The sequence below is a fragment of the Curtobacterium pusillum genome, from assembly GCF_013359865.1.
Taxonomy (GTDB): Bacteria; Actinomycetota; Actinomycetes; order Actinomycetales; family Microbacteriaceae; genus Curtobacterium; species Curtobacterium pusillum.
Map to the genome: position 1 here is coordinate 24,223 of NZ_JABMCE010000063.1, position 25,986 is coordinate 50,208.

37 protein-coding genes are annotated in these 25,986 nt (G+C 68.3%); all 37 read left to right on the forward strand.

Features of this window, described 5'->3' with window-relative positions; translation table 11 throughout:
- The first annotated feature begins 3 nt into the window (after positions 1 to 3).
- The 37 genes from pilM (at position 4) to map (ending at position 25,910) form a co-directional block, all read left to right on the forward strand.
- Positions 4 to 1,056 (forward strand): type IV pilus assembly protein PilM, encoded by a 1,053-nt coding sequence (gene pilM / locus HP507_RS05975; protein WP_175350929.1) that lies wholly within the window; start codon positions 4 to 6, stop codon positions 1,054 to 1,056.
- The gene (locus HP507_RS05980; protein WP_175350930.1) at positions 1,053 to 1,814 is read left to right on the forward strand and encodes a hypothetical protein; all 762 of its coding nucleotides are present in this window, start codon (positions 1,053 to 1,055) and stop codon (positions 1,812 to 1,814) included. The genes pilM and HP507_RS05980 overlap by 4 nt, the downstream gene beginning before the upstream one ends.
- Positions 1,811 to 2,536 carry a hypothetical protein gene (locus HP507_RS05985; RefSeq protein ID WP_175350931.1) on the forward strand — a complete coding sequence of 242 codons (726 nt, stop codon included), beginning with the start codon at positions 1,811 to 1,813 and terminating at the stop codon, positions 2,534 to 2,536. The genes HP507_RS05980 and HP507_RS05985 overlap by 4 nt, the downstream gene beginning before the upstream one ends.
- A 188-nt stretch (positions 2,537 to 2,724) precedes the next feature.
- Positions 2,725 to 3,405, forward strand: a complete 681-nt coding sequence (locus HP507_RS05990) for a CBU_0592 family membrane protein (RefSeq protein ID WP_175350932.1) — start codon at positions 2,725 to 2,727, stop codon at positions 3,403 to 3,405.
- A 23-nt stretch (positions 3,406 to 3,428) separates the two neighbouring features.
- The gene (locus HP507_RS05995) at positions 3,429 to 3,899 is read left to right on the forward strand and encodes a DUF6121 family protein (protein WP_175350933.1); all 471 of its coding nucleotides are present in this window, start codon (positions 3,429 to 3,431) and stop codon (positions 3,897 to 3,899) included.
- 37 nt (positions 3,900 to 3,936) lie between these two features.
- Complete coding sequence (locus HP507_RS06000; protein ID WP_175350934.1) at positions 3,937 to 5,073, forward strand: hypothetical protein; 1,137 nt, start codon at positions 3,937 to 3,939, stop codon at positions 5,071 to 5,073.
- 413 nt (positions 5,074 to 5,486) lie between these two features.
- Positions 5,487 to 5,855 carry a 30S ribosomal protein S12 gene (gene rpsL, locus HP507_RS06005; RefSeq protein ID WP_017885540.1) on the forward strand — a complete coding sequence of 123 codons (369 nt, stop codon included), beginning with the start codon at positions 5,487 to 5,489 and terminating at the stop codon, positions 5,853 to 5,855.
- Positions 5,856 to 5,859: 4 nt separating this feature from the next.
- Positions 5,860 to 6,330 (forward strand): 30S ribosomal protein S7, encoded by a 471-nt coding sequence (gene rpsG / locus HP507_RS06010; protein ID WP_022903294.1) that lies wholly within the window; start codon positions 5,860 to 5,862, stop codon positions 6,328 to 6,330.
- 87 nt (positions 6,331 to 6,417) lie between these two features.
- Positions 6,418 to 8,550 (forward strand): elongation factor G, encoded by a 2,133-nt coding sequence (gene fusA / locus HP507_RS06015; protein WP_175350935.1) that lies wholly within the window; start codon positions 6,418 to 6,420, stop codon positions 8,548 to 8,550.
- A 136-nt stretch (positions 8,551 to 8,686) separates the two neighbouring features.
- Complete coding sequence (gene tuf / locus HP507_RS06020; protein ID WP_175350936.1) at positions 8,687 to 9,874, forward strand: elongation factor Tu; 1,188 nt, start codon at positions 8,687 to 8,689, stop codon at positions 9,872 to 9,874.
- Between the two features lie 211 nt (positions 9,875 to 10,085).
- Positions 10,086 to 10,352 carry an antitoxin gene (locus HP507_RS06025; protein ID WP_175350937.1) on the forward strand — a complete coding sequence of 89 codons (267 nt, stop codon included), beginning with the start codon at positions 10,086 to 10,088 and terminating at the stop codon, positions 10,350 to 10,352.
- 169 nt (positions 10,353 to 10,521) lie between these two features.
- The gene (locus tag HP507_RS06030) at positions 10,522 to 11,046 is read left to right on the forward strand and encodes a DUF11 domain-containing protein (RefSeq protein WP_175350938.1); all 525 of its coding nucleotides are present in this window, start codon (positions 10,522 to 10,524) and stop codon (positions 11,044 to 11,046) included.
- On the forward strand, positions 11,043 to 12,020 hold the full coding sequence (locus HP507_RS06035) for a DNA topoisomerase IB (RefSeq protein ID WP_175350939.1): 978 nt from the start codon (positions 11,043 to 11,045) through the stop codon (positions 12,018 to 12,020). The genes HP507_RS06030 and HP507_RS06035 overlap by 4 nt, the downstream gene beginning before the upstream one ends.
- An 81-nt stretch (positions 12,021 to 12,101) precedes the next feature.
- On the forward strand, positions 12,102 to 12,914 hold the full coding sequence (locus tag HP507_RS06040; RefSeq protein WP_175350940.1) for a DarT ssDNA thymidine ADP-ribosyltransferase family protein: 813 nt from the start codon (positions 12,102 to 12,104) through the stop codon (positions 12,912 to 12,914).
- A gap of 524 nt (positions 12,915 to 13,438) precedes the next feature.
- Complete coding sequence (gene rpsJ / locus HP507_RS06045) at positions 13,439 to 13,747, forward strand: 30S ribosomal protein S10 (RefSeq protein ID WP_022903286.1); 309 nt, start codon at positions 13,439 to 13,441, stop codon at positions 13,745 to 13,747.
- A gap of 13 nt (positions 13,748 to 13,760) precedes the next feature.
- A complete protein-coding gene (gene rplC, locus HP507_RS06050) occupies positions 13,761 to 14,414 on the forward strand; it encodes a 50S ribosomal protein L3 (protein ID WP_022903285.1) in 654 nt (217 codons plus the stop codon).
- Positions 14,415 to 14,416: 2 nt separating this feature from the next.
- Positions 14,417 to 15,076, forward strand: coding sequence for a 50S ribosomal protein L4 (rplD, locus tag HP507_RS06055; protein WP_175350941.1), 660 nt, complete (start codon positions 14,417 to 14,419; stop codon positions 15,074 to 15,076).
- Positions 15,073 to 15,372 carry a 50S ribosomal protein L23 gene (gene rplW, locus HP507_RS06060; RefSeq protein ID WP_022903283.1) on the forward strand — a complete coding sequence of 100 codons (300 nt, stop codon included), beginning with the start codon at positions 15,073 to 15,075 and terminating at the stop codon, positions 15,370 to 15,372. The genes rplD and rplW overlap by 4 nt, the downstream gene beginning before the upstream one ends.
- An 18-nt stretch (positions 15,373 to 15,390) precedes the next feature.
- Entirely contained in the window at positions 15,391 to 16,230 is an 840-nt protein-coding gene (rplB, locus tag HP507_RS06065; protein WP_022906342.1) for a 50S ribosomal protein L2, read from the forward strand.
- An 11-nt stretch (positions 16,231 to 16,241) separates the two neighbouring features.
- Positions 16,242 to 16,523, forward strand: coding sequence for a 30S ribosomal protein S19 (gene rpsS, locus HP507_RS06070; RefSeq protein WP_022906343.1), 282 nt, complete (start codon positions 16,242 to 16,244; stop codon positions 16,521 to 16,523).
- A 25-nt stretch (positions 16,524 to 16,548) separates the two neighbouring features.
- The gene (gene rplV, locus HP507_RS06075) at positions 16,549 to 16,941 is read left to right on the forward strand and encodes a 50S ribosomal protein L22 (protein ID WP_022906344.1); all 393 of its coding nucleotides are present in this window, start codon (positions 16,549 to 16,551) and stop codon (positions 16,939 to 16,941) included.
- Positions 16,941 to 17,738 (forward strand): 30S ribosomal protein S3, encoded by a 798-nt coding sequence (rpsC, locus tag HP507_RS06080; protein ID WP_175350942.1) that lies wholly within the window; start codon positions 16,941 to 16,943, stop codon positions 17,736 to 17,738. Before rplV ends, rpsC begins: the two co-directional genes overlap by 1 nt.
- Positions 17,739 to 17,740: 2 nt before the next feature.
- A complete protein-coding gene (rplP, locus tag HP507_RS06085) occupies positions 17,741 to 18,160 on the forward strand; it encodes a 50S ribosomal protein L16 (RefSeq protein ID WP_065960031.1) in 420 nt (139 codons plus the stop codon).
- Entirely contained in the window at positions 18,160 to 18,480 is a 321-nt protein-coding gene (gene rpmC, locus HP507_RS18155; protein ID WP_022903278.1) for a 50S ribosomal protein L29, read from the forward strand. The genes rplP and rpmC overlap by 1 nt, the downstream gene beginning before the upstream one ends.
- Positions 18,480 to 18,764, forward strand: a complete 285-nt coding sequence (gene rpsQ, locus HP507_RS06095) for a 30S ribosomal protein S17 (RefSeq protein WP_111116943.1) — start codon at positions 18,480 to 18,482, stop codon at positions 18,762 to 18,764. Before rpmC ends, rpsQ begins: the two co-directional genes overlap by 1 nt.
- A gap of 31 nt (positions 18,765 to 18,795) precedes the next feature.
- A complete protein-coding gene (gene rplN / locus HP507_RS06100; RefSeq protein WP_017885523.1) occupies positions 18,796 to 19,164 on the forward strand; it encodes a 50S ribosomal protein L14 in 369 nt (122 codons plus the stop codon).
- A gap of 3 nt (positions 19,165 to 19,167) precedes the next feature.
- The gene (rplX, locus tag HP507_RS06105; protein ID WP_175350943.1) at positions 19,168 to 19,527 is read left to right on the forward strand and encodes a 50S ribosomal protein L24; all 360 of its coding nucleotides are present in this window, start codon (positions 19,168 to 19,170) and stop codon (positions 19,525 to 19,527) included.
- On the forward strand, positions 19,527 to 20,117 hold the full coding sequence (rplE, locus tag HP507_RS06110; RefSeq protein WP_144711476.1) for a 50S ribosomal protein L5: 591 nt from the start codon (positions 19,527 to 19,529) through the stop codon (positions 20,115 to 20,117). The genes rplX and rplE overlap by 1 nt, the downstream gene beginning before the upstream one ends.
- Positions 20,118 to 20,270: 153 nt before the next feature.
- Positions 20,271 to 20,669, forward strand: coding sequence for a 30S ribosomal protein S8 (gene rpsH, locus HP507_RS06115; RefSeq protein ID WP_058725384.1), 399 nt, complete (start codon positions 20,271 to 20,273; stop codon positions 20,667 to 20,669).
- A 6-nt stretch (positions 20,670 to 20,675) separates the two neighbouring features.
- Positions 20,676 to 21,212: a 50S ribosomal protein L6 gene (gene rplF / locus HP507_RS06120; RefSeq protein WP_175350944.1), complete on the forward strand. Its 537-nt coding sequence runs from the start codon at positions 20,676 to 20,678 to the stop codon at positions 21,210 to 21,212.
- 2 nt (positions 21,213 to 21,214) lie between these two features.
- Entirely contained in the window at positions 21,215 to 21,586 is a 372-nt protein-coding gene (rplR, locus tag HP507_RS06125; protein ID WP_175350945.1) for a 50S ribosomal protein L18, read from the forward strand.
- Positions 21,583 to 22,368 (forward strand): 30S ribosomal protein S5, encoded by a 786-nt coding sequence (rpsE, locus tag HP507_RS06130; protein ID WP_376984813.1) that lies wholly within the window; start codon positions 21,583 to 21,585, stop codon positions 22,366 to 22,368. Before rplR ends, rpsE begins: the two co-directional genes overlap by 4 nt.
- A complete protein-coding gene (gene rpmD, locus HP507_RS06135) occupies positions 22,368 to 22,553 on the forward strand; it encodes a 50S ribosomal protein L30 (RefSeq protein WP_083513518.1) in 186 nt (61 codons plus the stop codon). The genes rpsE and rpmD overlap by 1 nt, the downstream gene beginning before the upstream one ends.
- Positions 22,550 to 23,014: a 50S ribosomal protein L15 gene (gene rplO, locus HP507_RS06140; protein WP_217508526.1), complete on the forward strand. Its 465-nt coding sequence runs from the start codon at positions 22,550 to 22,552 to the stop codon at positions 23,012 to 23,014. Before rpmD ends, rplO begins: the two co-directional genes overlap by 4 nt.
- 146 nt (positions 23,015 to 23,160) lie before the next feature.
- On the forward strand, positions 23,161 to 24,483 hold the full coding sequence (gene secY / locus HP507_RS06145) for a preprotein translocase subunit SecY (protein WP_175350946.1): 1,323 nt from the start codon (positions 23,161 to 23,163) through the stop codon (positions 24,481 to 24,483).
- Positions 24,480 to 25,070: an adenylate kinase gene (locus HP507_RS06150; RefSeq protein ID WP_175350947.1), complete on the forward strand. Its 591-nt coding sequence runs from the start codon at positions 24,480 to 24,482 to the stop codon at positions 25,068 to 25,070. Before secY ends, HP507_RS06150 begins: the two co-directional genes overlap by 4 nt.
- A gap of 60 nt (positions 25,071 to 25,130) precedes the next feature.
- On the forward strand, positions 25,131 to 25,910 hold the full coding sequence (map, locus tag HP507_RS06155; RefSeq protein WP_217508533.1) for a type I methionyl aminopeptidase: 780 nt from the start codon (positions 25,131 to 25,133) through the stop codon (positions 25,908 to 25,910).
- The last annotated feature ends 76 nt before the right edge of the window (positions 25,911 to 25,986 follow it).

The window sequence follows — 25,986 nt, forward strand, 5'->3', positions numbered from 1 at the left end:
CACATGGCGAAGAGCGTCGTCGGCATCGACATCGGCGGTGAGACGATCCGCGGTGTCGAGGTCGCGAACCCGAACAAGCCCGAGCCGGTGATCCAGCGCGTGGCCGAGGTCCCGCTGCCGGTGGGCGCGACGAAGCGCGGTGAGGTCCTCGAGCCGAACACGATCGCCGCGAGCCTGAAGGAGCTGTGGCGCGTCGGTCGGTTCCGGTCGAGGGACGTCGTCCTCGGCATGGGAAACCAGCGCGTGCTCTCCCGCGACCTCACCGTCCCGAAGGCCCCCCTCGCGCAGATCCGCGAGTCGTTGCCGTTCCAGGTGCAGGACATGCTTCCGGTGCCGGTCGTTGACGCGATCCTCGACTTCTACCCCGTCTCGGAGTCCGTCGGTCCGGAAGGACCCGTCGTACACGGTCTGCTGATCGCGGCGATCAAGGACGCCGTGCTCGCGAACGTCCGAGCCGTGCAGCTCGCGGGCCTCAACCCGGTCGGCGTCGACCTCATCCCGTTCGCGCTCACGAGGGTCTACCTGCCGGAGGCCCGGTTCCCGGGGACCCACGCGCTCGCGGAGGTCGGCGCGAATACCACCACCGTGGTTATCGCGACGGATGGTGTCCCGCAGTTCGTCCGCATCGTGCCCACCGGCGGCGACGACCTCACCGGTGCGCTCGCCGTGGCGCTCGACATCCCCGTCGAGCAAGCCGAGGCCGTGAAGCGCTGGATCGGCCTCGGCGCCCGGGCGCAGACCCCGGACGACCTCCGCGCAGCATCGACCGTCCGCGACCTCAGCAACGAACTTCTGACGAGCCTGCGGAACACCGTGAACTACTTCGTCAGCACGCGCCCGGACGCAGCGGTGACGAGCATCGTGCTCGCAGGTGGGGGCGCGCAGCTGCCCGGGTTCCCGGAGGCGCTCCAGTCGCAGACGGGGATCCCCGTCCACATCGGCGACGCCTTCTCGAACGCCGCCACGACGCGTTCGATCCGCCGGGAGGACCTCGCCGATCGCGGCCTCGCCGTCGCGGTGGCCTGGGGACTCGCAACCGGGAGCAGTGCAGCATGACGAAACTCCTCGAACCCTCGAAGCAGCGCCGCCGCGGTGGCGACTCGCATGCCGTGCGCATCGCGGCGGACAGCGCCCAGCGCACGAAGCGCCAAGGGCGCGGTGCCACGCAGGCGCTCGACATCGGTGGTGTGCCCCGCGTCGATCTCCTTCCGACCGAGGTGCTCGTCGATCGCCGTCAGCGTGCCGGCGTGCGGCGCGCCTGGCTGGGCGTCGTGGTCGTCGCGGTCGCCGTGGGCGCCGCGACCGTGCTCGCCTCCGCCGCCGCCATGCAGGCCGACTCCAAGCTGTCCCAGGCTCGGCAGGAGACCGACTCACTCCAGGTTCAGCAGCAGCAGTACCGGGACGTTCGCAGCGCCGAGACGCAATCAGAACTGCTCCGTGCGGCCCAGTCCGTCGGCGGCTCGACGGAGATCGACTGGCAGGCCACGCTCCAGCGCGTGCAGACGTCGCTTCCGGGGGGCGTGACGATCACCGGCGTGCAGATCGACTCCGCGACGCCGCTCGAGGCCTACGCGCAGGCGACGAGCCCGCTTCAGGGTCAACGTGTCGCCACCCTGACGATCGACGCCGCGAGCCCCACGCTGCCGTCCGTGCCGACCTGGCTCGACTCGGTGAAGAACCTCCCGGGCTTCGTCGACGCGAACGCGAACTCGGTGACCCTCGACACCTCGACGAACGTCTACACGGTGGACATGACGATCCACCTCGACGAGGACGTCTACGACGGCAAGTACGACGGGAAGGGCAAGTCATGAGCCGCAACCGCCTGATGCTCTTCCTCGCCGGCATCGCCGCGCTTGCCGTCGCGGCGGGCGGGTTCTTCCTCGGCGTGCAGCCGCAGCTCGACCGCGCTGAGACGGCCAAAGCCGACGCGCAGAGCATCAGCTCCGGGAACCAGACCACGAGGACGGAGATTGCTCGACTGCGCGAGCAGGCGAAGTCGCTCTCCAAGATGCGTGCGGAACTCGCCGCGCTCCGGGCGTCGGTGCCGTCCTCGGCGGCAGCCTCCTCGTTCATCAGTCAGCTCAATGCGACCGCCGACACGACGGGTGTGAAGGTCGCCACGATCACCGTGGGTGACGCGGCCGCGTACACGCCGCCGGCGGCGACGACATCGGGCTCGGCATCGAGCGCCACCGACAGCGGGAGTGCCACGGCCACCCCGACGCCGAGCGCGAGTGCGAGCGCGTCCACCCCGGCAGCCCCCGAGACGACGACGAACAGCAGCATCACCGCGGCGAACTTCTCCGTGATCCCGGTGTCCGTCTCGGTGAACGGCGAGTTCCCCCAGGCCCTGGCGTTCGTCAAGGGCGTGCAGTCGAACCCCCGGCTCTTCCTCATCGACTCCATCTCCTCGTCGATGGCGAGCACCGGTTCGGCCGACTCGGCGAGCGGTGCCGACAGTCCCTCGTGGACCTTCAGCGGATCGATCTACGTGCTCGCGGACGAGGTCTCAGCCACCGCGACCGACGGCTGATCCACCCCGCCCGGTCACCCCCACCGAATGGGGTGCAACACGCCACGCCGAGCCATCTTCCGCGACGTCCCCCGATGTGCTTACGATGCTCCTGACGCCGCGCTCGCGGCTGCTCGTCCCTCTCTCGAACGGCCGCTCGAAACGGCCGCTCATCGTCGTGCCCGGAGTCGCGCGTGTTGACTGGAATCGTGGAGTTCCTCGGTTGGTTCGGAGCGGTAACGGTGCTTGCTGGTTACCTGCTGTTCTCGATGGGCAAGCTCCCTAACGGTCCCGTGTACCAGGTGTTCAACCTCGTCGGCGGGCTCGCCGTCGCGATCAACGTCGCGGCGCACCACGCCATCCCGTCGACCATCGTGAACGGCATCTGGGCGATCGTCGCGGTCGTCGTGCTCGTCAAGATGGCGAAGGCCCGTCGCGCGGCGAAGCGCGGTGCGCCGGCCGCGGAGCAGCAGGTGCTCCACACCGAGCCGCCGGCGACGACGGCGGTCCTGCCGATCATCGGCCCGGCGCTGCGCGACCACGAGCCGGAGGTGACGGAGCAGCCGGAAGCCGAGCCGCGCCTCCAGGCAGGAACGGACGCGACCGCGACGACGGATGCGACCGCGACGACGGATGCGACCGCGACGACGGATGCGACCACCGCGTACGCGCCCACCGCGACCGACGCGCCCACCGCAGCCGCACCGATGACCGAGTCCCTCCCGGTCATCACCGCGACCATCGCGCTCGCGCTCGTGGCCGCAGCCCAGGAGCAGCAGGCGCAGCACCAGCAGGACCAGCAGCACCAGCACGCGCAGCACCACCAGGACCAGCAAGCGCGGCGGCACCAGCAGGACGAGCCGCGGCGCACGGACACCGCCATCGTCTGACCCGCCAGCGATACGATCACCGCATGTCCCGGTGGCTGATCGCGACGATGACGTCGATCCTCTTCATCGCGCTCGTGATCGCGGTCACGGGCTTCGAGGCCCTCCTCGCGGACGTCGAGGTCATCTCACAGCCCGACGCGACCCCGTACCTCGGCCCCGCGATGGTGCTCGGCGGTGCGGTGGTCGTGTTCCTCGCCACGGGTGTCGGCGCGCGCGAGGGCAACCCCGGCGTCACGGGCCTCGTCGCGGCGGCCACGGCGTACCTGGTCATGCTCGGTGTCGGGGCGGTCGGCTACAGCCTGATCCGCGGGGAGCTCACCGAGCTGCTGGTGTTCCCGGCGGGCTACGCGCTCGGTCCGTTCGTGGTCGGTTCGGTCGTCGTGGCGCTGCTCTGCGTGGTCGGCGGGATCGCGATGGCGCGTCACCAGGCCAGGGTCGGGCGGCCGCCGAGGAGCACCCCGACGGCCCCCGGCGATGACGGTGCTCGGCGGTAGGATCCGGGGGCACGACACATCGCACGACGGGGGACCGATGACCGACCAGCACCAGGCCGACGGATGGGGTTCCGTCCCCGACGTGGGCTCGATCAGCGGCGAACTCGGCGCGCCCGTGCAGACGGCGGCGCAGGCACCCGCGCGACCACGTCGGAAGCTCCGTCGCGGTCCGCTCGTCGGCGTCATCGCCGGTGGTGCCGCGGTGGTGCTCCTCATCGTCGCCGGCGTCGTCGGCTACTCGGTCGGCACGACGACGCACTCGGCGGACCGGCCGGTCCGCGCGTTCCTCGACGACCTGACGGCGGGCAAGGTCGCGGACGCGCTGCGGGCTGCCGGCATCGACCACGACAAGGGCGACGTGCTGCTGACGGACGCCGCGTACGCCAAGGCGAAGGACCGCGTCACGGGGTACCGGATCGCCGCGACGCGCGATGACGGTGACACCGCGACGGTCACCGCGTACCTGCGGCAGGGCGGACGCGACGTCTCCTCGACGTTCACGCTCGACAGGACGGGTAGCGAGTGGGGGGTGTTCCCGGTGTGGGAGCTCGAGGCACCGCGGCTCGGCGCGGTCGACGTGAGCGTGCGTGGTCCGGCGGGCGCGAAGCTGTCGGTCGGCGGGCAGGGTGTCACGACGTCGAAGGATGGCACGGCGACGCTGACGGCACTCCCCGGCACGTATGACGTCGCCCTCGACGGCGGCAAGTGGTTCACGGCGGACGCGACGACGGCGACGGTCTCCGGGTTCGGCGGCACGGCATCGAGTCCGGTGTCGATGACGACGACGCTCACCGCCGCGGGGGAGCAGTCGGCGAAGGACGCGGTGAACGCCTGGGTCGACGCCTGCATCGCCTCGACCGATGCGGCTCCGCAGGGGTGCAGCTTCTACGCCTACGGCGAGGACTCCGCGTACACGTACACGAACCAGAAGTGGACGCTCGACGCCCGCCCGTCGGTGTCGGTCGGTGACTGGTCGTCGAGCGGGTGGCTGGTCACGACGACCTCGTTCGGACGTGCGACGTTCACCGCCGACATCTCCGGCCCGGGCGGCGTCGGCACGGCCTCGGCCGGTCCGATGAACGTCAACGCGAGTGGGTACATCACGGGCTTCACGGACACGGGGGCGACGTTCCGGTCGGCGGTCGGCAACGGTTCGTCGGACACCGGTTCCTGACGCCGCGCCACGTGTGAGGGTGGCCGACCCGGCCCGGCCTGGAGGCGCGGTGCGGGCCCGCCTCGTCCGTCCGGCGGTCGCGGTGCGCGCGCGTCCGTGCGCCGGCGCGAACCTGCTCGGCGCGGTCCGGCGGTGCGCCCCGCGCCGAGCGCGACCACGCTGTGGACGGCTGTTCGCCCACGGCGGTCGCCACGGGCCTCCAGGGCGACGCGCCCGGATTGATTTCGCGAGGTTACGCGGGTAGTCTCTTCCGGGTGTGCGCCCTCGGGCGCGCCCGAAAAATCCGGTCCGACCGACGGTCGACCGGACTCCGTCCCCCTCTCGTCGCCGCCGTCAGGCGGTGATCAGCGTGGGACGAGGAAGCCGGCGGTCCGCGCCGGCCGGAGAGCACGAGCGAAGAACCAGGAGAACAGTTGCCTACTATTCAGCAGCTGGTTCGCAAGGGTCGTACGCCGAAGGTCACCAAGACCAAGGCGCCCGCCCTGAAGGCGAACCCCCAGCAGCGTGGTGTGTGCACCCGCGTCTACACCACCACCCCGAAGAAGCCGAACTCGGCACTGCGCAAGGTCGCTCGTGTCAAGCTCTCGAACGGCACCGAGGTCACGGCCTACATCCCCGGTGAGGGCCACAACCTCCAGGAGCACTCGATGGTGCTCGTGCGCGGCGGTCGTGTGAAGGACCTCCCCGGTGTCCGCTACAAGATCATCCGCGGTGCGCTCGACACGCAGGCCGTGAAGAACCGTAAGCAGGCGCGTAGCCGCTACGGCGCGAAGAAGGGTTGAGCCAATGCCTCGTAAGGGTCCCGCCCCCAAGCGTCCCGTCGTCGCAGACCCGGTCTACGGCGCACCGATCGTCAGCCAGCTCGTGAACAAGATCCTGCTGGACGGCAAGAAGGGCCTCGCCGAGCGCATCGTCTACGGTGCACTCGAGGGCGTTTCCGCCAAGAACCAGCAGGACGCCGTCGCGACGCTCAAGAAGGCGCTCGACAACGTCCGTCCGACCCTTGAGGTCCGCAGCCGCCGCGTCGGTGGCTCGACCTACCAGGTCCCGGTCGAGGTCAAGCCGCACCGCGCGAACACCCTCGCGCTCCGCTGGCTGACCTCCTACGCCAAGGCCCGTCGCGAGAAGACGATGACCGAGCGTCTCATGAACGAGATCCTCGACGCGTCGAACGGTCTCGGTGCCGCGGTCAAGCGCCGCGAGGACACGCACAAGATGGCCGAGTCGAACAAGGCCTTCGCCCACTACCGCTGGTAGTCACCGGCACTGATCGGGCGTCGGCGGTCTCGAACCCCGGCGCCCGATCGGACGCCAACCTCTCCTACTACTCTTCCGGAGGAACCTGTGGCACAGGACGTGCTCACTGACCTGAACAAGGTCCGCAACATCGGCATCATGGCGCACATCGATGCCGGCAAGACCACGACGACCGAGCGCATCCTGTTCTACACGGGCATCAACCACAAGATCGGCGAGACGCACGACGGCGCTTCGACGATGGACTGGATGGCGCAGGAGCAGGAGCGCGGCATCACGATCACGTCGGCCGCGACGACGTGCTTCTGGGACAACAACCAGATCAACATCATCGACACCCCCGGTCACGTGGACTTCACGGTCGAGGTGGAGCGCTCGCTCCGCGTCCTCGACGGTGCGGTCGCCGTCTTCGACGGCAAGGAGGGCGTCGAGCCCCAGTCCGAGACCGTGTGGCGTCAGGCGGACAAGTACGACGTCCCGCGCATCTGCTTCGTGAACAAGATGGACAAGCTCGGCGCGGACTTCTACTTCACCGTCGACACGATCATCAACCGCCTCGGCGCGGAGCCGCTGGTCATCCAGCTCCCGATCGGTTCCGAGAACGACTTCACCGGCATCGTCGACCTCGTCGAGATGAAGGCCAAGGTGTGGCCGGGCGACGCCAAGGGCGACGTCACGATGGGCGCCTCCTACGAGACGCGTGAGATCGCCGAGGTCGAGAACCTCGAGCCCGGCATCGTGGCGCGCGCCGACGAGTACCGCCAGAAGCTCATCGAGCGGGTTGCGGAGTCCGACGACGCGCTGCTCGAGAAGTTCTTCGGTGGCGAAGAGCTCACGATCGACGAGATCAAGGCCGGCATCCGCAAGCTGACGATCGCGTCCGAGGTCTACCCGATCCTCTGTGGCTCGGCCTTCAAGAACCGCGGTGTCCAGCCGATGCTCGACGCCGTCGTCGCGTACCTCCCGTCCCCGCTCGACGTCCCGCCGATGATCGGCCACGACGTCAAGGACGAGGAGAAGGAGATCATCCGCAAGCCCGACGCGTCGGAGCCGTTCTCGGCCCTCGCGTTCAAGGTCGCGGTGCACCCCTTCTTCGGTCGCCTCACCTACGTCCGCGTGTACTCGGGCTCGATCGAGTCCGGCGCACAGGTCATCAACTCGACCAAGGGCAAGAAGGAGCGCATCGGCAAGATCTTCCAGATGCACTCCAACAAGGAGAACCCGGTCGACAGCGTGACCGCCGGTCACATCTACGCCGTGATCGGCCTCAAGGACACCACCACCGGTGACACCCTGTGCGACCCGGCGAACCAGGTCGTCCTCGAGTCGATGACGTTCCCCGAGCCGGTCATCGAGGTCGCGATCGAGCCGAACACGAAGGCCGACCAGGAGAAGCTCTCCACGGCCATCCAGAAGCTCGCCGAAGAGGACCCGACGTTCCGCGTCGAGCTCAACGCCGAGACCGGTCAGACGACGATCAAGGGCATGGGCGAGCTCCACCTCGACATCCTCGTCGACCGCATGAAGCGCGAGTTCAAGGTCGAGGCGTCGGTCGGCAAGCCCCAGGTGGCCTACCGCGAGACGCTCACCAAGACCGTCGAGCGCTACGACTACACGCACAAGAAGCAGACCGGTGGTTCCGGCCAGTTCGCGAAGGTGCAGATCGCCCTCGAGCCGATGGAAGTCACGGCCGAGAAGGTCTACGAGTTCGTGAACGCCGTGACCGGTGGTCGCGTCCCGCGTGAGTACATCCCGTCGGTCGACGCCGGCATCCAGGACGCCATGCAGGTCGGCGTCCTCGCCGGGTACCCGACCGTCGGTGTGAAAGCCACCCTCAAGGACGGCGCGGCGCACGACGTCGACTCGTCCGAGATGGCCTTCAAGATCGCCGGTTCGATCGCCTACAAGGAAGCGGCCCGCAAGGCCGGTCCGGCGATCCTCGAGCCGATCATGGCCGTCGAGGTCCGTACTCCGGAGGAGTACATGGGCGACGTCATCGGCGACCTGAACTCCCGTCGCGGCCAGATCGCCTCGATGGAGGACGCCTCGGGCGTCAAGGTGGTCCGCGCGAGCGTGCCGCTGTCCGAGATGTTCGGCTACGTCGGCGACCTGCGGTCGAAGACCTCTGGTCGTGCGGTCTACTCGATGACCTTCGAGACCTACAGCCAGGTCCCGGCCAAGGTCGCCGAGGAGATCATCGCGAAGAACACGGGGGAGTAACGCTCCAGCGTTTCTCCACAGGCGAGGGTGCCCGGCGACGGGCCCCTCGCCACCAAGTAAAGTAAAGACACACACCCTGCACGCCAACGGTTCATCAACCGGGGGCATGCTCTCCGAGTCCTGAGGAGGACCCACAGTGGCCAAGGCCAAGTTCGAGCGGACCAAGCCGCACGTCAACATCGGAACCATCGGTCACGTCGACCACGGCAAGACCACGCTCACGGCGGCGATCACCAAGGTTCTGCACGACCAGTACCCGGACCTCAACGAGGCCCGTGACTTCGCGCAGATCGACAACGCTCCGGAGGAGCGCGAGCGCGGCATCACGATCAACATCTCGCACGTCGAGTACCAGACCGAGAAGCGCCACTACGCGCACGTCGACGCTCCGGGCCACGCCGACTACGTGAAGAACATGATCACGGGTGCGGCGCAGATGGACGGCGCGATCCTCGTGGTCGCCGCCACCGACGGCCCGATGCCCCAGACGCGTGAGCACGTGCTGCTCGCCCGCCAGGTCGGCGTCCCCTACATCGTCGTCGCGCTGAACAAGTCCGACATGGTGGACGACGAGGAGATCCTGGAGCTCGTCGAGCTCGAGGTCCGTGAGCTCCTCGGCTCGCAGGAGTTCGACGAGGACGCCCCCGTCGTGCAGGTCTCGGCGCTCAAGGCGCTCGAGGGCGACGAGAAGTGGGTCAAGTCCGTCCAGGACCTGATGGCTGCCGTCGACGAGAACGTCCCGGACCCGGTGCGCGCCACCGACCAGCCGTTCCTCATGCCGATCGAGGACGTCTTCACGATCACCGGTCGTGGCACCGTCGTCACCGGTCGTGTCGAGCGTGGCACGCTCGACCTCAACTCCGAGGTCGAGATCGTCGGCATCCGCCCGACGCAGAAGACCACGGTCACGGGCATCGAGATGTTCCGCAAGCTGCTCGACAAGGCGGAGGCCGGTGACAACACCGGTCTGCTCATCCGCGGCCTCAAGCGCGAGGACGTGGAGCGCGGCCAGGTCGTCGTGAAGCCGGGTTCGGTCACGCCGCACACCGAGTTCAAGGCGAACGCGTACATCCTGACCAAGGACGAGGGTGGGCGTCACAACCCGTTCTACGCGAACTACCGCCCGCAGTTCTACTTCCGCACCACGGACGTCACCGGCGTCATCACGCTGCCCGAGGGCACCGAGATGGTCATGCCCGGCGACACCGTTTCGATGGCCGTCGAGCTCATCCAGCCGATCGCCATGGAGCCGGGTCTCCGTTTCGCCATCCGTGAGGGTGGTCGTACGGTCGGCGCCGGTACGGTCGAGGAGATCGTCAAGTAACTCCGGTTACCTGCGTGTGAGCGGGGTCGGGCCTTCGGGCCCGGCCCCGCTTTTCGTTGGTCGCGGTCGCGCGGGCGCGCGGCCGCTACCGTTCCGCGTCAGGTTCCTCGCGTTCTGTGGACAGATCGCCGGTCCCGGCGCAGCATGTCGCCAAGCGGCCGGGCAGTCCGGCCATCGAGCGGCCGGTTCGTCCGGCCGGACAGGAGGCAGCATGGCCGACTTCGACGGCATCCAGAAGAACGTGTCAGCCAAGGCGGACGAGGTCACCGACCGGGCGAAAGCGTTCGTCGACGAGAACAGGGACAAGATCGAGGACGCGCTCAAGAGCGACCGGGCCGAGGACGTCTCCGACAAGATCATCCACGGCCTCGCCGACGGCATCAAGAAGGTCACGGCCGGCAAGTTCGACGAGCAGATCGACAAGGCCGCCCAGAACCTCGACGACAAGATCGGGAACAACGGCACCATCGGCGCCTGAGCGGACCGCCACGCACCGCGCCCGTCCGGCATCGCGCCGGGCGGGCGCGGTCGTACATGTGAGACGTCGGTTCGGTCGCGCACCACGTGGTCACCGGCCAGGGCTCGAACCCGCCGACAGGGAAGGACGACCAGCCGCCACGAGCCCCTCGACGTCGAACGTCGCGATCATGATCGGCCGCCGGAACGCAGGGCTCTCCGACGCCGCGGGCGTCACCGCGACGTACACGCTGCCGAAGGGCCTGACGTACGTCTCGACGGAGGCCGACCAGGCCTGCACCGTCACCACTGTCACGAAGAACGACGACGGCACCACCACGGTGCACCAGACGCCGCCGGCGGCCGCCTACCCGGGCGTGCAGCCGGCCACGTCCGTCGCGACGAGCACGACCGAGACGACGCTCGCCGACAACGACGCAGCGGACGAGCTCGCCGTCGACCCCGCGTCGAGCCTGGCGGTCACGAAGACGCACACGGGTCAGCTGGTCCGCGGCAAGACGGTCGGGTACACGGTCACGGTCAGGAACGAGGGCCCGACCGAGGACCCGGGTCCCGTTCCCGTGGTGGTCACCGGCCGCCTGCCGGCGGGTCTGACGTCGGTGAGCGTGAACGACGGCGACGCCGGGACGTGCACCGCGCCTCCAGTCCGTGCCTGGTCAGGTCACAGGCGGTGGCGAGTTGCATCGAGACCGTGACACGTCTCCGCCGCTCCGCGACCAACGGTCGCGGCTACCACCGCGTCCGCAGCGGACGCGGCTTCTCGTACCGTGACCCGGAGGGCAACACCGTCACCGACCCGGAGGAGCGGCAGCGCCTCGAGGGCCTCGTCATCCCGCCCGCCTGGGACGACGTCTGGATCTCGCCGTACGACAACGGCCACATCCTCGCGACGGGCATCGACGGCGCCGGCCGTCGGCAGTACATGTACCACCCGGGGTGGCGCGAGCGGATGGACCGCATCAAGTACGACCGCGCCCTCGCCCTCGCCGAGTCGCTCCCGGTCGCCCGGCGGATGGTCACGCAGGACCTCCGCCGACCGGAACCGGACCGGCAGCGTGCGCTCGCCGCGGCGTTCCGGATGCTCGACCAGGGCTCGTTGCGGGTCGGATCCGAGCGGTACGCCACCGAGCACGGCAGCCGCGGGCTCTCGACGCTGCTCTGCGCGCACGCCCACGTGTCCGGGGACGACATCGAGCTCGACTTCCCCGGGAAGAGCGGGCAGGAGTGGTCCTCGTCGATCCACGACCCGGACCTCGCCACCGTCATCGCCGGCATGAAGCGGCGCGGACCCAACGCCCGCCTGCTCTCGTTCCGGGAGCGCCGGGGCGCCGAGTGGGAGCCGCTCTCCGCCGAGGACATCAACGAGTACGTCAAGGAGCGCGCGGGGGACGAGTTCACCGCGAAGGACTTCCGGACGCTGCACGGCACCGTCGCCGCGGCCGTCGACCTCGCGAGGACCGGCCCGCAGTCGTCGCAGGCGAAGCGGAAGAAGGCGGTGTCCCACGCGGTGCAGGTCGCCAGCGAGGAACTCGGCAACACCCCGACCGTCTGCCGGCAGAGCTACATCGACCCGCGACTGCTCGACGCCTACGACCACGGCGAGACCATCGACCCGGACCGCACGCACGCGGCCGAGTCCGAGGTCCGCGCACTGCTCTACCGACAGTGACCGGGAAGGGGCCGGGATGACGTACCGTTGGACCTCGTGCCCGATCACCCCCACACGGGCACGGAAGGACCCCCACCAGTCGTGACTGACGAGTGCATCCACGGATTCCCCACCGAGCTCTGCGACATCTGCGCCCCGCGCCAGCGCGAGGCGGCCGAGACCCCCACCACGCCGGCCCCGCGCCGCACCCGGATCACCACCTCGCTCCGGACCGTCCCCGGCCAGGCCGCCGCCCCGGCGTCCTCGCTGCGTTCCCCGGTGCCCGACCTGCCCGAGGCGCGCGACTTCGCGTCGCTCCGGGCGCACCACGTCACCCACGTGGACAACCTCGACGACATCGTGGGCTCCGGCGCGATCCTCGCGTCCGACGCGGTCACCCCGGTGGTCGACGTCGCCTCGGCGTCCGTCCGTGCCGCCCGCGCCGAGGCCACCGCCCCGGACGGGTCCCCGGTGGCCGCGCACGTGCCGTTCACCCTGTCGCCGGACGCCACCCGCTGGGACGAGCTCCGCACCGGCGCGGAGGGCGAGCGCTGGTCCGACGCCGCTCGGCGGACCCGGGCGACGGAGTACATCATGCTCGTCGTGCCGGTGTCGGCCTTCGGCGCGTCGGTCATCGTCGCCGACCAGGACGCCGAAGCCGAGGACGTCCGGTTCGCCGTCGGGCCGGACGCCGCGACCAACCTCATCCGCCGCACGGACTTCACCGACCCGGAGATGCACAGCCTCGAGCTGCTCGCCGGGCCGAGCGTGCCGTTCTCCGCCGTCGCGGTGATCGGCGTGCCCAACGACCGCGTCCGCCAGACGGTCAAGGCGGTCCTCAAGGACCACGGCGGACACGCGCCCCGCGTCGCGGTCTTCCCGCCGTGGTTCGTGCCCCCGGTGGCCGCCGAGTAGCCCTTCGCCGAACACCGCCGACATGCCCTCCGGACCGTCTCCGGAGGGCATGCCGCGTGTCAGGGCCGAGCCGCGCCTCCAGGCCGCGGATCCCCGTGGATCCGGGGAAGCGGGCCGATCCCGACACGCCCGCAAATCGCGACACGCCCGGGTTGCACGGATGCCGTGCCTATGCGAGACTTGTCCGGTTCCGAATTCCGTGCGCGTTCGCGTGCGCAGGATCACTGCTCTGGCAGTGCACAACCCCTCCGTCCAGCGGAGCTGGGTTGGGCCGCAGGCAGCAGAACACGTTCGACTCCCCACCAAACGCCGAGAGCACTGCTGTGCGCGGAGCGCGCGGGAGACGACATGCCCACGCTGGACGGCCCAGGTCGCCCCGCGCGGTTGACAGGAGAACAGCGGTCATCCCCAGAGGATGCGGCCGGTTGGTTCGCAGAAAACAGCCAAGCCCTGCAGGAATGCACGGTGACGGCGGCGTCAGGCGGCTCGGAAGGGTGCGCGGCGCAGAGAGGACAAAGAGACACATGGCGGGACAGAAGATCCGCATCCGGCTCAAGTCGTACGACCACGAGGTCATCGACACGTCGGCCCGGAAGATCGTCGACACGGTGACCCGTGCCGGTGCGACCGTGGTCGGCCCGGTGCCGCTCCCCACCGAGAAGAACGTGGTCACCGTGATCCGTTCTCCCCACAAGTACAAGGACTCGCGCGAGCACTTCGAGAAGCGCACGCACAAGCGGGTCATCGACATCGTCGACCCGACGCCGAAGGCCGTCGACTCGCTCATGCGACTCGACCTCCCGGCCGACGTCAACATCGAGATCAAGCTGTAAGGGGGCTGGACTGATGGCGAACTCAACCAAGACCGTCAAGGGCCTCCTCGGCAAGAAGCTCGGGATGACCCAGGTGTGGGACGAGAACAACAAGTTCATCCCCGTGACCGTGATCGAGGTCGGCCCGAACGTGGTCACCCAGATCCGCAACGTGGAGCGCGACGGCTACGAGGCGATCCAGATCGCCGCCGGTGCCATCGACCCGCGCAAGGTCAACAAGCCGGCCGCCGGCCACTTCGAGGCCGCCGGGGTCACCCCGCGCCGGACCCTCACCGAGATCCGCACCAACGACTCCGCCGAGTACACGCTCGGTCAGGAGCTCACCGTCGACACCTTCGAGGCCGGCCAGAAGGTCGACGTCGTCGGGACGTCGAAGGGCAAGGGCTTCGCCGGTGTCATGAAGCGCCACGGCTTCGCCGGTGTGTCCGCTTCGCACGGTGCCCACCGCAACCACCGCAAGCCCGGTTCGATCGGTGCTTCGTCGACCCCGTCGCGTGTCTTCAAGGGCATGCGCATGGCCGGTCGCATGGGTGGCGAGCGCGTGACCGTCCTCAACCTCACGGTGCACGCCGTCGACGCCGAGAAGGGTCTGCTGCTCGTCAAGGGCGCGGTCCCCGGTGCCCGCGGTCGCTCCGTCTTCGTCCGCACCGCCGTGAAGGGTAAGTGATCATGGCCACCACGACCGCAACCACGATCGACGTCCTCGACGCATCGGGTACCAAGTCCGGCACCGTCGAGCTCCCCGCAGCGATCTTCGACGTCGAGACCAACGTCCCGCTGATCCACCAGGTCGTCACCGCGCAGCTCGCAGCCGCGCGTCAGGGCACCCACAAGACCATGAACCGCGGCGAGGTCCGCGGTGCCGGTCGCAAGCCGTTCAAGCAGAAGGGCACCGGCCGCTCCCGTCAGGGTTCGGTCCGCGCTCCGGAGCACACCGGCGGTGGCGTCGTCCACGGACCGACCCCGCGCGACTACTCGCAGCGCACCCCGAAGAAGATGATCGCCGCTGCTCTGCTCGGCTCGCTCTCGGACCGCGCCCGCGGTGGCCGCATCTCCGCTGTGGAGGGCTTCGTCGCGGCCGAGGTGCCGTCGACCAAGACCGCCCGCACGCTCATCGAGAAGGTCGCGCCCGTCAAGAACGTGCTCGTCGTGCTCGAGCAGGACGACGAGCTCACGCTCAAGTCGATCCGCAACCTGCCGAACGTCCACGCGCTCTCGTACGGCCAGCTCAACGCCTACGACGTGCTCCGTGCCGACGCGCTCGTCTTCAGCAAGAGCGCACTCGACGCCTTCATCGCGTCGAAGACCGCGAAGGAGATCTCCGCATGAGCGGCTTCAACAAGGACCCGCGCGACATCATCATCTCGCCGGTCGTCTCGGAGAAGAGCTACGGCCTGATCGACCAGGGCAAGTACACGTTCATCGTGGACCCCCGTTCGAACAAGACCGAGATCAAGCTCGCCATCGAGAAGATCTTCGACGTCAAGGTCGCGAGCATCAACACGCTGAACCGTCCGGGCAAGACCCGTCGTACGCGTTTCGGCATGGGCAAGCGCAAGGACACCAAGCGCGCCATCGTGACGCTCAAGTCCGGTTCGATCGACATCTTCACGGCTGTCGGCTGAGGACCAGAGGGATAAATCATGGCTATTCGTAACTACAAGCCGACGACCCCCGGTCGTCGCGGCTCGTCGGTCGCCGACTTCGCTGAGATCACCCGTTCGACGCCGGAGAAGTCGCTGCTTCGTCCGCTGCCGAAGACCGGTGGCCGCAACAGCTCGGGCCGCATCACCACCCGCCACATCGGTGGTGGCCACAAGCGCCAGTACCGCGTGATCGACTTCCGTCGCCACGACAAGGACGGCGTGGACGCCAAGGTCGCACACATCGAGTACGACCCGAACCGCACGGCGCGCATCGCGCTCCTGCACTACGTGGACGGCACGAAGCGCTACATCATCGCGCCGAACAAGCTCAAGCAGGGCGACGTCATCGAGCAGGGCCCCGGCGCCGACATCAAGCCGGGCAACAACCTGCCGCTGCGCAACATCCCCGTGGGTACCGTCGTGCACGCGATCGAGCTCCGCCCCGGCGGCGGCGCGAAGATGGCCCGCTCGGCCGGCGCCTCGGTGCGTCTCGTCGCCAAGGACGGCCCCTACGCGCAGCTCCGTCTGCCGTCGGGCGAGGTCCGCAACGTCGACGCACGCTGCCGCGCCACGATCGGTGAGGTCGGCAACGCCGAGCAGTCGAACATCAACTGGGGCAAGGCCGGCCGCATGCGCTGGAAGGGCGTCCGCCCGACCGTGCGTGGTGTCGCGATGAACCCGGTCGACCACCCGCACGGTGGTGGTGAGGGCAAGACCTCCGGTGGTCGTCACCCGGTCAGCCCGTGGGGTCAGGCCGAGGGTCGCACGCGCAAGCCGAACAAGCCGAGCGACAAGCTCATCGTCCGTCGCCGTAACGCCGGCAAGAAGCGCAAGTAGGAGTTCAGAAGATGCCACGCAGTCTGAAGAAGGGCCCCTTCGTCGACGAGCACCTGCTCCGCAAGGTCGTCACGCAGAACGAGGCCAACACCAAGAACGTGATCCGTACCTGGTCGCGTCGCTCGATGATCATCCCGAACATGCTCGGGCACACGATCGCCGTGCACGACGGCCGCAAGCACATCCCGGTGTTCGTCACCGAGTCGATGGTCGGTCACAAGCTCGGCGAGTTCGCGCCGACCCGCACCTTCCGTGGTCACGTGAAGGACGACAAGAAGGGCCGTCGCCGCTAAGGCGGCGACGCAGAGGAGGAACGAAATGGTGGAGTCGATCGCACGCGTGCGACACATCCGCGTCACGCCTCAGAAGGCCCGTCGCGTCATCGAGCTGATCCGCGGCAAGCAGGCCCACGAGGCCCTCGCCATCCTGAAGTTCGCCCCGCAGGGCGCTTCGGAGCCCGTGTACAAGCTGGTCGCCTCGGCGATCGCGAACGCCCGGGTGAAGGCGGACTCGACGAACAGCTTCCTCGACGAGCGCGACCTCTACGTGAGCCGCGTCTTCGTCGACGAAGGCACGACCCTGAAGCGGTTCCAGCCGCGCGCCCAGGGCCGCGCCTTCCGCATCAACAAGCGCACCAGCCACATCACGGTCGTCCTCGCGACGCCGGATGAGGTCGAGGCTGCCGCGACGAGCAAGAAGGCGAGCAAGTAATGGGCCAGAAGGTCAACCCGTACGGCTTCCGTCTCGGGATCACGACGGACCACGTCTCGCACTGGTTCACCGACAGCACGAAGCCGGGTCAGCGCTACGCCGACTACGTGGCCGAGGACATCAAGGTGCGCGAGTACCTGAAGAAGACCCTCGACCGCGCCGGCGTCGCCCGCATCGAGCTCGAGCGCACCCGTGACCGTGTCCGCGTGGACATCCACACCGCGCGTCCGGGCATCGTCATCGGTCGCCGTGGCGCCGAGGCGGAGCGTGTCCGTGGCGAGCTCGAGAAGCTCACCAAGAAGCAGATCCAGCTCAACATCCTCGAGGTCAAGAACCCCGAGACCGAGGCCCAGCTCGTCGCGCAGGGCATCGCCGAGCAGCTCTCCGCTCGTGTCGCGTTCCGTCGCGCCATGCGCAAGGGCCTGCAGGGTGCACAGCGCGCCGGCGCCAAGGGTGTCCGCATCCAGGTGTTGGGTCGTCTCGGCGGCGCCGAGATGTCGCGCTCGGAGTTCTACCGCGAGGGCCGCGTGCCCCTGCACACGCTCCGCGCGAACATCGACTACGGCTTCTACGAGGCCCGGACCACGTTCGGCCGCATCGGCGTGAAGGTCTGGATCTACAAGGGCGACATCACGAACAAGGAGCTCGCTCGCGAGCAGGCGAACCAGCGTTCGTCGCGTCCGGAGCGTCGTGGCGGCCCCCGTGGCGAGCGCGGCGACCGCCGTGGCGGCGACCGTGGTGGCCGTCAGCAGCAGGCCCCGCAGGACGCGCCGGCCGGCGCAGGAGTTGAGGCGTAACCATGCTTATTCCCCGTCGAGTCAAGCACCGCAAGCAGCACCACCCGAAGCGCTCGGGCCAGGCCACCGGCGGCACCAAGGTGTCGTTCGGTGACTACGGCATCCAGGCCCTCACCCCGGCTTACGTGACCAACCGTCAGATCGAGTCCGCTCGTATCGCCATGACGCGTCACATCAAGCGTGGCGGCAAGGTGTGGATCAACATCTACCCGGACCGTCCGCTCACGAAGAAGCCGGCCGAGACCCGCATGGGTTCCGGTAAGGGTTCCCCCGAGTGGTGGGTCGCCAACGTCAAGCCGGGTCGTGTGCTCTTCGAGCTCTCCGGCGTCAGCGAGGACATCGCCCGCGAGGCGTTGACCCGCGCAATCCACAAGCTGCCCCTCAAGGCACGCATCATCAAGCGCGAGGAGGGCGACGCATAATGGCGATCGGTTCCAAGGAGCTCCGTCCGACGGAGCTCGACACGTTCGAGAACGAGCGTCTTGCTGACGAACTGAAGAAGGCCAAGGAGGAACTCTTCAACCTCCGCTTCCAGTCGGCCACCGGCCAGCTGGAGAGCCACGGTCGTCTCCGTGCCGTCAAGCGCGACATCGCCCGTATCTACACCGTCCTCCGCGAGCGCGAGCTCGGCATCCGTGCCACCCCCGCGCCCGTCGAGACCGCCACCAAGGCCAAGAAGACGACGAAGAAGGCTGACAAGCCGGCCGAGTCGACCGAGGCCGAGACCGCCGAGGAGAACTGATGGCGAACGAAGAGAAGAACTCCGCCGCCTCCGCTCGCGGCTACCGCAAGACGCGTCGTGGCTACGTCACGAGCGACAAGATGGACAAGACCATCGTGGTCGAGGTCGAGGACCGCGTGAAGCACGCGCTCTACGGCAAGATCATCCGTCGCACGTCCAAGGTGAAGGCCCACGACGAGCTCGGCACCGCTGGTGTCGGCGACCTCGTCGTGATCAGCGAGACCCGTCCCCTCAGCGCCTCGAAGCGCTGGCGCCTGGTCGAGATCCTCGAGAAGGCCAAGTAGGCCCCGGCCTGCTTCGGAATAGGAGACAGCAGTGATTCAGCAGGAATCCCGCCTCAAGGTCGCCGACAACACGGGTGCCAAGGAGATCTTGACCATCCGCGTGCTCGGCGGCTCGGGTCGTCGCTACGCCGGTCTCGGTGACGTCATCGTCGCCACGGTGAAGGACGCCATCCCCGGCGGCAACGTGAAGAAGGGTGACGTCGTCAAGGCGGTCATCGTTCGCACCAAGAAGGAGACCCGTCGTCAGGACGGCTCCTACATCAAGTTCGACGAGAACGCGGCAGTGATCCTCAAGGCCGACGGCGACCCGCGCGGTACGCGCATCTTCGGTCCGGTCGGTCGCGAGCTCCGTGACAAGAAGTTCATGAAGATCATCTCGCTCGCGCCGGAGGTGCTGTAAGCCATGGCGAACATCAAGAAGGGTGACCTCGTCGAGGTCATCACGGGTGCCACGCAGGAGCGTGGCGGCGACCGCGGCAAGCAGGGCAAGGTCATCGAGGTGCTCCGCGACCAGGAGCGCGTCGTCGTCGAGGGCGTGAACTTCGTCACGAAGCACGTCCGCGTCGGCCAGACCCAGCGCGGTTCGAAGACCGGCGGCATCGAGCAGCACGAGGCTCCGATCCACGTGTCGAACGTCGCCATCGTCGACCCGAAGACCAAGAAGCCGACCCGCGTCGGCTTCCGCAACGAAGAGGTGGAGAAGGACGGCGTCAAGAAGACCGTCCGCGTCCGCTACGCCAAGAAGTCGGGTGAGAAGCTCTGATGACCGACACGACTGCCGCGCCGGCGACCAAGGTCGAGCCGCGCCTCAAGCAGAAGTACAAGAACGAGATCAAGGCTGCCCTCACCGAGCAGTTCGGGTACGCGAACGTCAACCAGGTCCCCGGCCTGGTCAAGGTCGTCGTGAACACCGGTGTCGGTGAGGCCGCTCGTGACTCGAAGATCATCGAGGGGGCCATCAAGGACCTCACGGCGATCACGGGTCAGAAGCCCCAGGTCACCAAGGCCCGCAAGTCCATCGCGCAGTTCAAGCTGCGCGAGGGCCAGGCCATCGGTGCGCACGTCACCCTCCGCGGCGACCGCGCCTGGGAGTTCATCGACCGGCTCGTCACCCTCGCCCTGCCCCGCATCCGCGACTTCCGCGGCCTCAGCGACAAGCAGTTCGACGGGAACGGCAACTACACCTTCGGTCTCACGGAGCAGTCCGTGTTCCACGAGATCGACCAGGACCGCATCGACCGCGTGCGTGGCTTCGACATCACCGTCGTGACCACCGCGAAGTCGGACGACGAGGGCCGCGCGCTGCTCAAGCAGCTCGGGTTCCCGTTCCGTTCTGCCGAGCAGACGGTCTAAGATACTTCGGGCGGTGCGGGCCGGAGGATTCACGTCCTCCGGCCCGCACGCACGAACACACCGATCCAGGGGAACCGCCCCAGGATCACCCGATCGCTCAGGTCGGCATTCGTGGAACGGGTGTCGAAACCAGGCGAAGAATGGACGACCATCATGACGATGACCGATCCGGTCGCAGACATGCTGACCAGATTGCGGAACGCGAACTCGGCGCACCACGACGCCGTCTCGCTTCCCAGCTCCAAGCTGAAGAAGAACATCGCCGAGATCCTCAAGCGTGAGGGTTACATCAGCGAGTGGAAGATCGAGGACGCCCGCGTCGGGCAGACCCTCACGATCGACCTGAAGTACGGCCCCGAGCGCGAGCGTTCGATCGCCGGCATCAAGCGCGTCTCGAAGCCCGGTCTCCGGGTCTACGCGAAGTCGACGGAGATCCCCCAGGTCCTCGGTGGCCTCGGCGTGGCGATCCTCTCGACCTCGTCGGGACTGCTCACCGACCGTGAAGCCGAGCAGAAGGGCGTGGGTGGGGAAGTCCTCGCCTACGTGTGGTGATCGACAATGTCTCGTATCGGACGTCTTCCCATTGACATCCCCGCTGGCGTGACCGTCTCCATCGACGGCCAGAACGTCGCGGTCAAGGGCCCGAAGGGCGAGCTCGCGCTCGTCGTCGCGGAGCCCATCCAGGCCAAGGTCGAGGAGAACCAGGTCCTCGTCACCCGTCCGGACGACGAGCGCAGCTCGCGTGCGCTGCACGGCCTGACCCGTACCCTCATCGCGAACAACATCATCGGGGTCACCCAGGGCTACTCCAAGGGCCTCGAGGTCGTCGGCACCGGTTACCGCGTGCAGGCGAAGGGCAACAACGTCGAGTTCGCGCTCGGTTACTCCCACCCGATCACGGTCGAGCCGCCCGCGGGCATCAGCTTCGCCGTCGAGGGCAACAACAAGGTCACCGTCAACGGCATCGACAAGCAGTCCGTCGGCGAGGTCGCTGCAAACATCCGCAAGCTGCGCAAGCCCGAGCCCTACAAGGGCAAGGGTGTCCGCTACGCGGGCGAGATCGTGCGCCGCAAGGCCGGAAAGTCAGGTAAGTGATCATGGCCATCGGAATCCGAGGCAAGAGCAAGTCGGCCGCCAAGGCGCGCCGTCACAACCGTCTCCGCAAGAAGATCACCGGCACCGAGGCGCGTCCGCGTCTCGCCGTCACCCGCTCGTCGCGTCACGTGTTCGTGCAGGTCATCGACGACGCGAAGGGCCACACCCTGGCCAGCGCGTCGACGATGGAGGCCGACCTCCGGTCGTTCGACGGCGACAAGACGGCCAAGGCCCGTCGCGTCGGCGAGCTCCTCGCCGAGCGTGCGAAGGCCGCCGGCGTCGAGGCCGTGGTCTTCGACCGCGGTGGTAGCAAGTACGCCGGTCGCGTCGCCGCGATCGCCGATGGTGCCCGTGAAGGAGGGCTGAACCTGTGAGCGACATCGCGAACACCAACGAAGACGCCAACGTCGAGGCCACCGAGGCCACCGAGGCGACCACGGCTCCGGCCGAGGCTGCGAAGACCGGCAAGGACGCGGAGACCCCGGCGGTCGCCGAGCGTCCGGTCGAGACCGCTGCCGGTTCCGCGTCGAACAACCGCGACTCGAACGACAACCGTGGGCGCCGTGGCGGCGGCCGTGACCGTCAGCAGGGACGCGACCGCAACAACCGCGGTGGCGACAGCCAGTTCCTCGAGCGCGTCGTGACCATCAACCGCGTCTCCAAGGTCGTCAAGGGTGGTCGTCGCTTCAGCTTCACCGCGCTCGTCGTCGTCGGTGACGGCAACGGTCTCGTGGGCGTCGGCTACGGCAAGGCCCGTGAGGTCCCGACCGCCATCTCGAAGGGTGTCGAGGAGGCGAAGAAGAACTTCTTCCGCGTCCCGCGCGTCGGCAACACCATCCCGCACCCGGTGCAGGGTGAGGCCGCTGCCGGTGTCGTGCTCCTCCGTCCGGCCGCCGCCGGTACCGGTGTCATCGCCGGTGGCCCGGTCCGCGCCGTCCTCGAGTGCGCCGGCATCCACGACGTCCTGAGCAAGTCGCTCGGTTCGTCCAACACCATCAACATCGTGCACGCGACCGTCGAGGCGCTGCAGCAGCTCGAGGAGCCCCGCGCCGTCGCAAGCCGTCGTGGCCTCGACGTCGACCGGGTCGTCCCGGCCCGTCTGCTCCAGGCCGAGGCAGCCGCTCTGCGCGCCGCGTCCGAGAAGGCAGGTGCGTGATGGCGACGCTGAAGATCACGCAGACGAAGTCCGTTATCAGCGAGAAGCAGTACCAGCGCGACACCCTCCGCAGCCTGGGTCTCAAGCGCATCGGCCAGACGGTCGAGCGTGAGGACAACTCCCAGAACCGCGGGTACGTCGCGACGGTCGCGCACCTCGTGAAGGTCGAGGAGGTCGACGCATGAGCGACGAGAAGAACGAGCGCGTGCAGGTCCTGAAGCTGCACCACCTCCGTCCCGCCGAGGGTGCCAAGAAGGCTCGTACCCGCGTCGGTCGCGGTGAGGGCTCGAAGGGCAAGACCGCCGGCCGTGGTACCAAGGGCCAGAAGGCTCGTTACCAGGTCAAGGTCGGCTTCGAGGGTGGGCAGATGCCGCTGCACATGCGCACCCCGAAGCTCCGCGGGTTCAAGAACCCGTTCCGTGTCGAGTACCAGGTCGTGAACCTGGACAAGATCGCGGAGCTCTACCCGAAGGGTGGCGACGTCACCGTCGCGGACCTGGTCGCCAAGGGCGCCGTCCGCAAGAACGAGAAGGTCAAGGTTCTCGGTCAGGGTGACATCAGCGTGAAGGTCACGGTCTCGGTCGACAAGGTCTCGGCGTCCGCCGCCGAGAAGATCGCGGCTGCTGGCGGCACCGTCTCCCAGTAACCCCGTCGGCGGCCCGTGCGTTTGCGCACGGGCCGCCGTTACGGTTTCCTTGACAGTGGTCGGCGTCCGCCGGCCAGGTCGGTCCTGCCGACCACACCGGTGACGGTCCCCCGCCGGGCCGCCGGTCCCAGAAGTTCGGAGTCCTCGTGTTCAGAGCGGTCGCGCGCATCATGCGCACCCCAGATCTTCGCAAGAAGATCGGCTTCACCCTCGCGATCATCGCGCTGTTCCGCCTGGGGTCGTACATCCCCGCGCCGTTCGTCGACTACGCATCCGTCCAGACCTGTCTCGCCAGCGCATCGTCGCAGCAGGGTCTGTACGACCTGATCAACCTGTTCTCCGGCGGCGCGCTGCTGAAGCTCTCGGTCTTCGCGCTCGGCATCATGCCGTACATCACGTCGTCGATCATCGTGCAGCTCCTGCGCGTGGTCATCCCGCACTTCGACGCCCTCTACAAGGAGGGGCAGTCCGGTCAGGCCAAGCTGACGCAGTACACGCGCTACCTCACGATCGCGCTGGGCGTGCTGCAGTCCACCACCCTGATCACGGTCGCCCGCTCGGGTGCGCTCTTCGGCACGAACGCGTCGACCTCCTGCTCGTCGATCATCTCGAACGACAGCTGGTACGCGATCATGCTCATGGTCGTCACGCTGACCGCCGGCACCGGCCTCATCATGTGGATGGGCGAGCTCGTCACCGAGCGCGGCATCGGCAACGGCATGTCGCTCCTCATCTTCACGTCGATCGCGGCGCAGTTCCCGTCGGCGCTCTGGGCGATCGAGCAGTCGAACGGCTTCGAGCTGTTCCTGTTCGTCATCCTCGTCGGCCTGGTCATCATGATGGCCGTCGTGTTCGTCGAGCAGTCGCAGCGGCGCATCCCCGTCCAGTACGCCAAGCGCATGGTGGGCCGGCGCACGTACGGCGGCAACAACACGTACATCCCGATCAAGGTGAACATGGCCGGCGTCGTGCCCGTCATCTTCGCCTCGTCGCTGCTCTACCTGCCGGCCCTGGTCGCGCAGTTCAACCAGCCCTCCGACGGCACCGAGCCGGCCGCGTGGGTGACGTGGATCCAGAACAACCTGACCTCGGGTGACAACTGGTTCTACATGGTCCTGTACTTCCTGCTCATCGTCGGGTTCACGTACTTCTACGTCGCGATCACCTTCAACCCCGAAGAGGTCGCCGACAACATGAAGAAGTACGGCGGCTTCATCCCGGGCATCCGGGCCGGTCGTCCGACGGCCGAGTACCTCGACTACGTCCTGACCCGGGTGACGCTGCCCGGCTCCCTGTACCTCGGTCTCATCGCGCTCATCCCGCTGGCGGCGCTGGCGTTCTTCGGCGCGAACCAGAACTTCCCGTTCGGTGGCGCGAGCATCCTCATCATCGTGGGTGTCGGCCTCGAGACCGTGAAGCAGATCGACTCGCAGCTGCAGCAACGTCACTACGAAGGGCTTCTCCGTTGAGCGCACGTCTCATCATCGTCGGACCTCCCGGAGCCGGGAAGGGCACCCAGGCCGGTCGCATCGCGGACGCCTTCGGCATCCCGGCCGTCTCGACGGGCGACATCTTCCGCAAGAACGTCGCGGAGGGCACCCCGCTCGGTGTGCAGGCGAAGGCGATCATGGACGCGGGCGACTACGTCCCGGACTCGCTCACCAACGAGCTCGTGAAGTCGCGCCTAAACGAGGCCGACGCCGAGAACGGTTTCCTCCTCGACGGGTACCCCCGCACGGTCGGGCAGGTCGAGTACCTCGACGCGCTGCTCGCCGAGCAGGGCACCGGCATCGACGCGGTCATCCAGCTCGTGGCCGACCAGGACGAGCTCGTCGGTCGTCTCCTGAAGCGCGCCGAGGAGCAGGGCCGCAGCGACGACAACGAGGAGACCATCCGTCGTCGTCAGCAGGTCTACACCGAGCAGACGGCCCCGATCGTGAGCGCGTACGGCGCGCGCGGACTCGTCGTGGACGTCGACGGACTCGGTGGCATCGACGAGGTGGGGGACCGCATCCAGGCCGCCCTGTCGTCGCGCGGGCTGCCCGCGGCCGTCTGACGTCGCGTGGTCCGCTTCCGCAAGCCCTCGATCTACAAGACGCCGGACGAGCTCCGTGCGATGGTGCGCCCGGGTCTGCTGACCGAGGCGGCGCTGACCGCGGTGCGCGTCGCGATCCGTCCCGGCGTCACCACGGGTGAGCTCGACGCGATCGCCGAGCGCGTCATCCGTGACGGGGGCGGCATCCCGAACTTCCAGCTGGTGCCGGGTTACCGCCACACGCTGTGCGTCTCGGTGAACGACGAGATCGTGCACGGCATCCCGGGCGACCGGGTGCTGCAGCCCGGTGACATCGTGTCGGTCGACGCGGGCGCCGAGGTCGACGGCTGGAACGGCGACAGCGCGTTCACCGTGGTCGTCCCCGGCGGGGACGCCGGTGTGACCGCGGCGCGGCAGACGCTCTGCGACACGACGGAGCGCGCACTGTGGCACGGGATCGCGGCGCTGGCGCACGCGAAGAACCTCCACGAGGTCGGCGCCGAGATCGAGGACGCGATCGACGAGACCGGCGCGTGGGGCATCGTCGAGGACTACACCGGGCACGGCATCGGACGTTCGATGCACGAGGACCCGCCCGTCTTCAACTACCGGGTCCGCGGTGCGGGTCCGGCGGTCAAGCCCGGCCTCGTCGTCGCGATCGAGCCGATGGTGACCGCCGGCACGATCGACAGTTCGACGGACGACGACGACTGGACGGTCCGCACCCTGGACGGTTCCGACGCGGCGCACTGGGAGCACAGCATCGCCGTCCACGCGGACGGCGTCTGGGTGCTCACCGCCGCGGACGGCGGCGCTGCGGGCCTGGCCCCGCTCGGCGTGACGCCCGTCCCGATCCCGTAGGTCGCGCCTCCCGTCCGCACCTGCCTGGAGGCACGGCGCACGTCCGCCCGTCGGCTCGCCCGTGCGGTGGGCCGCC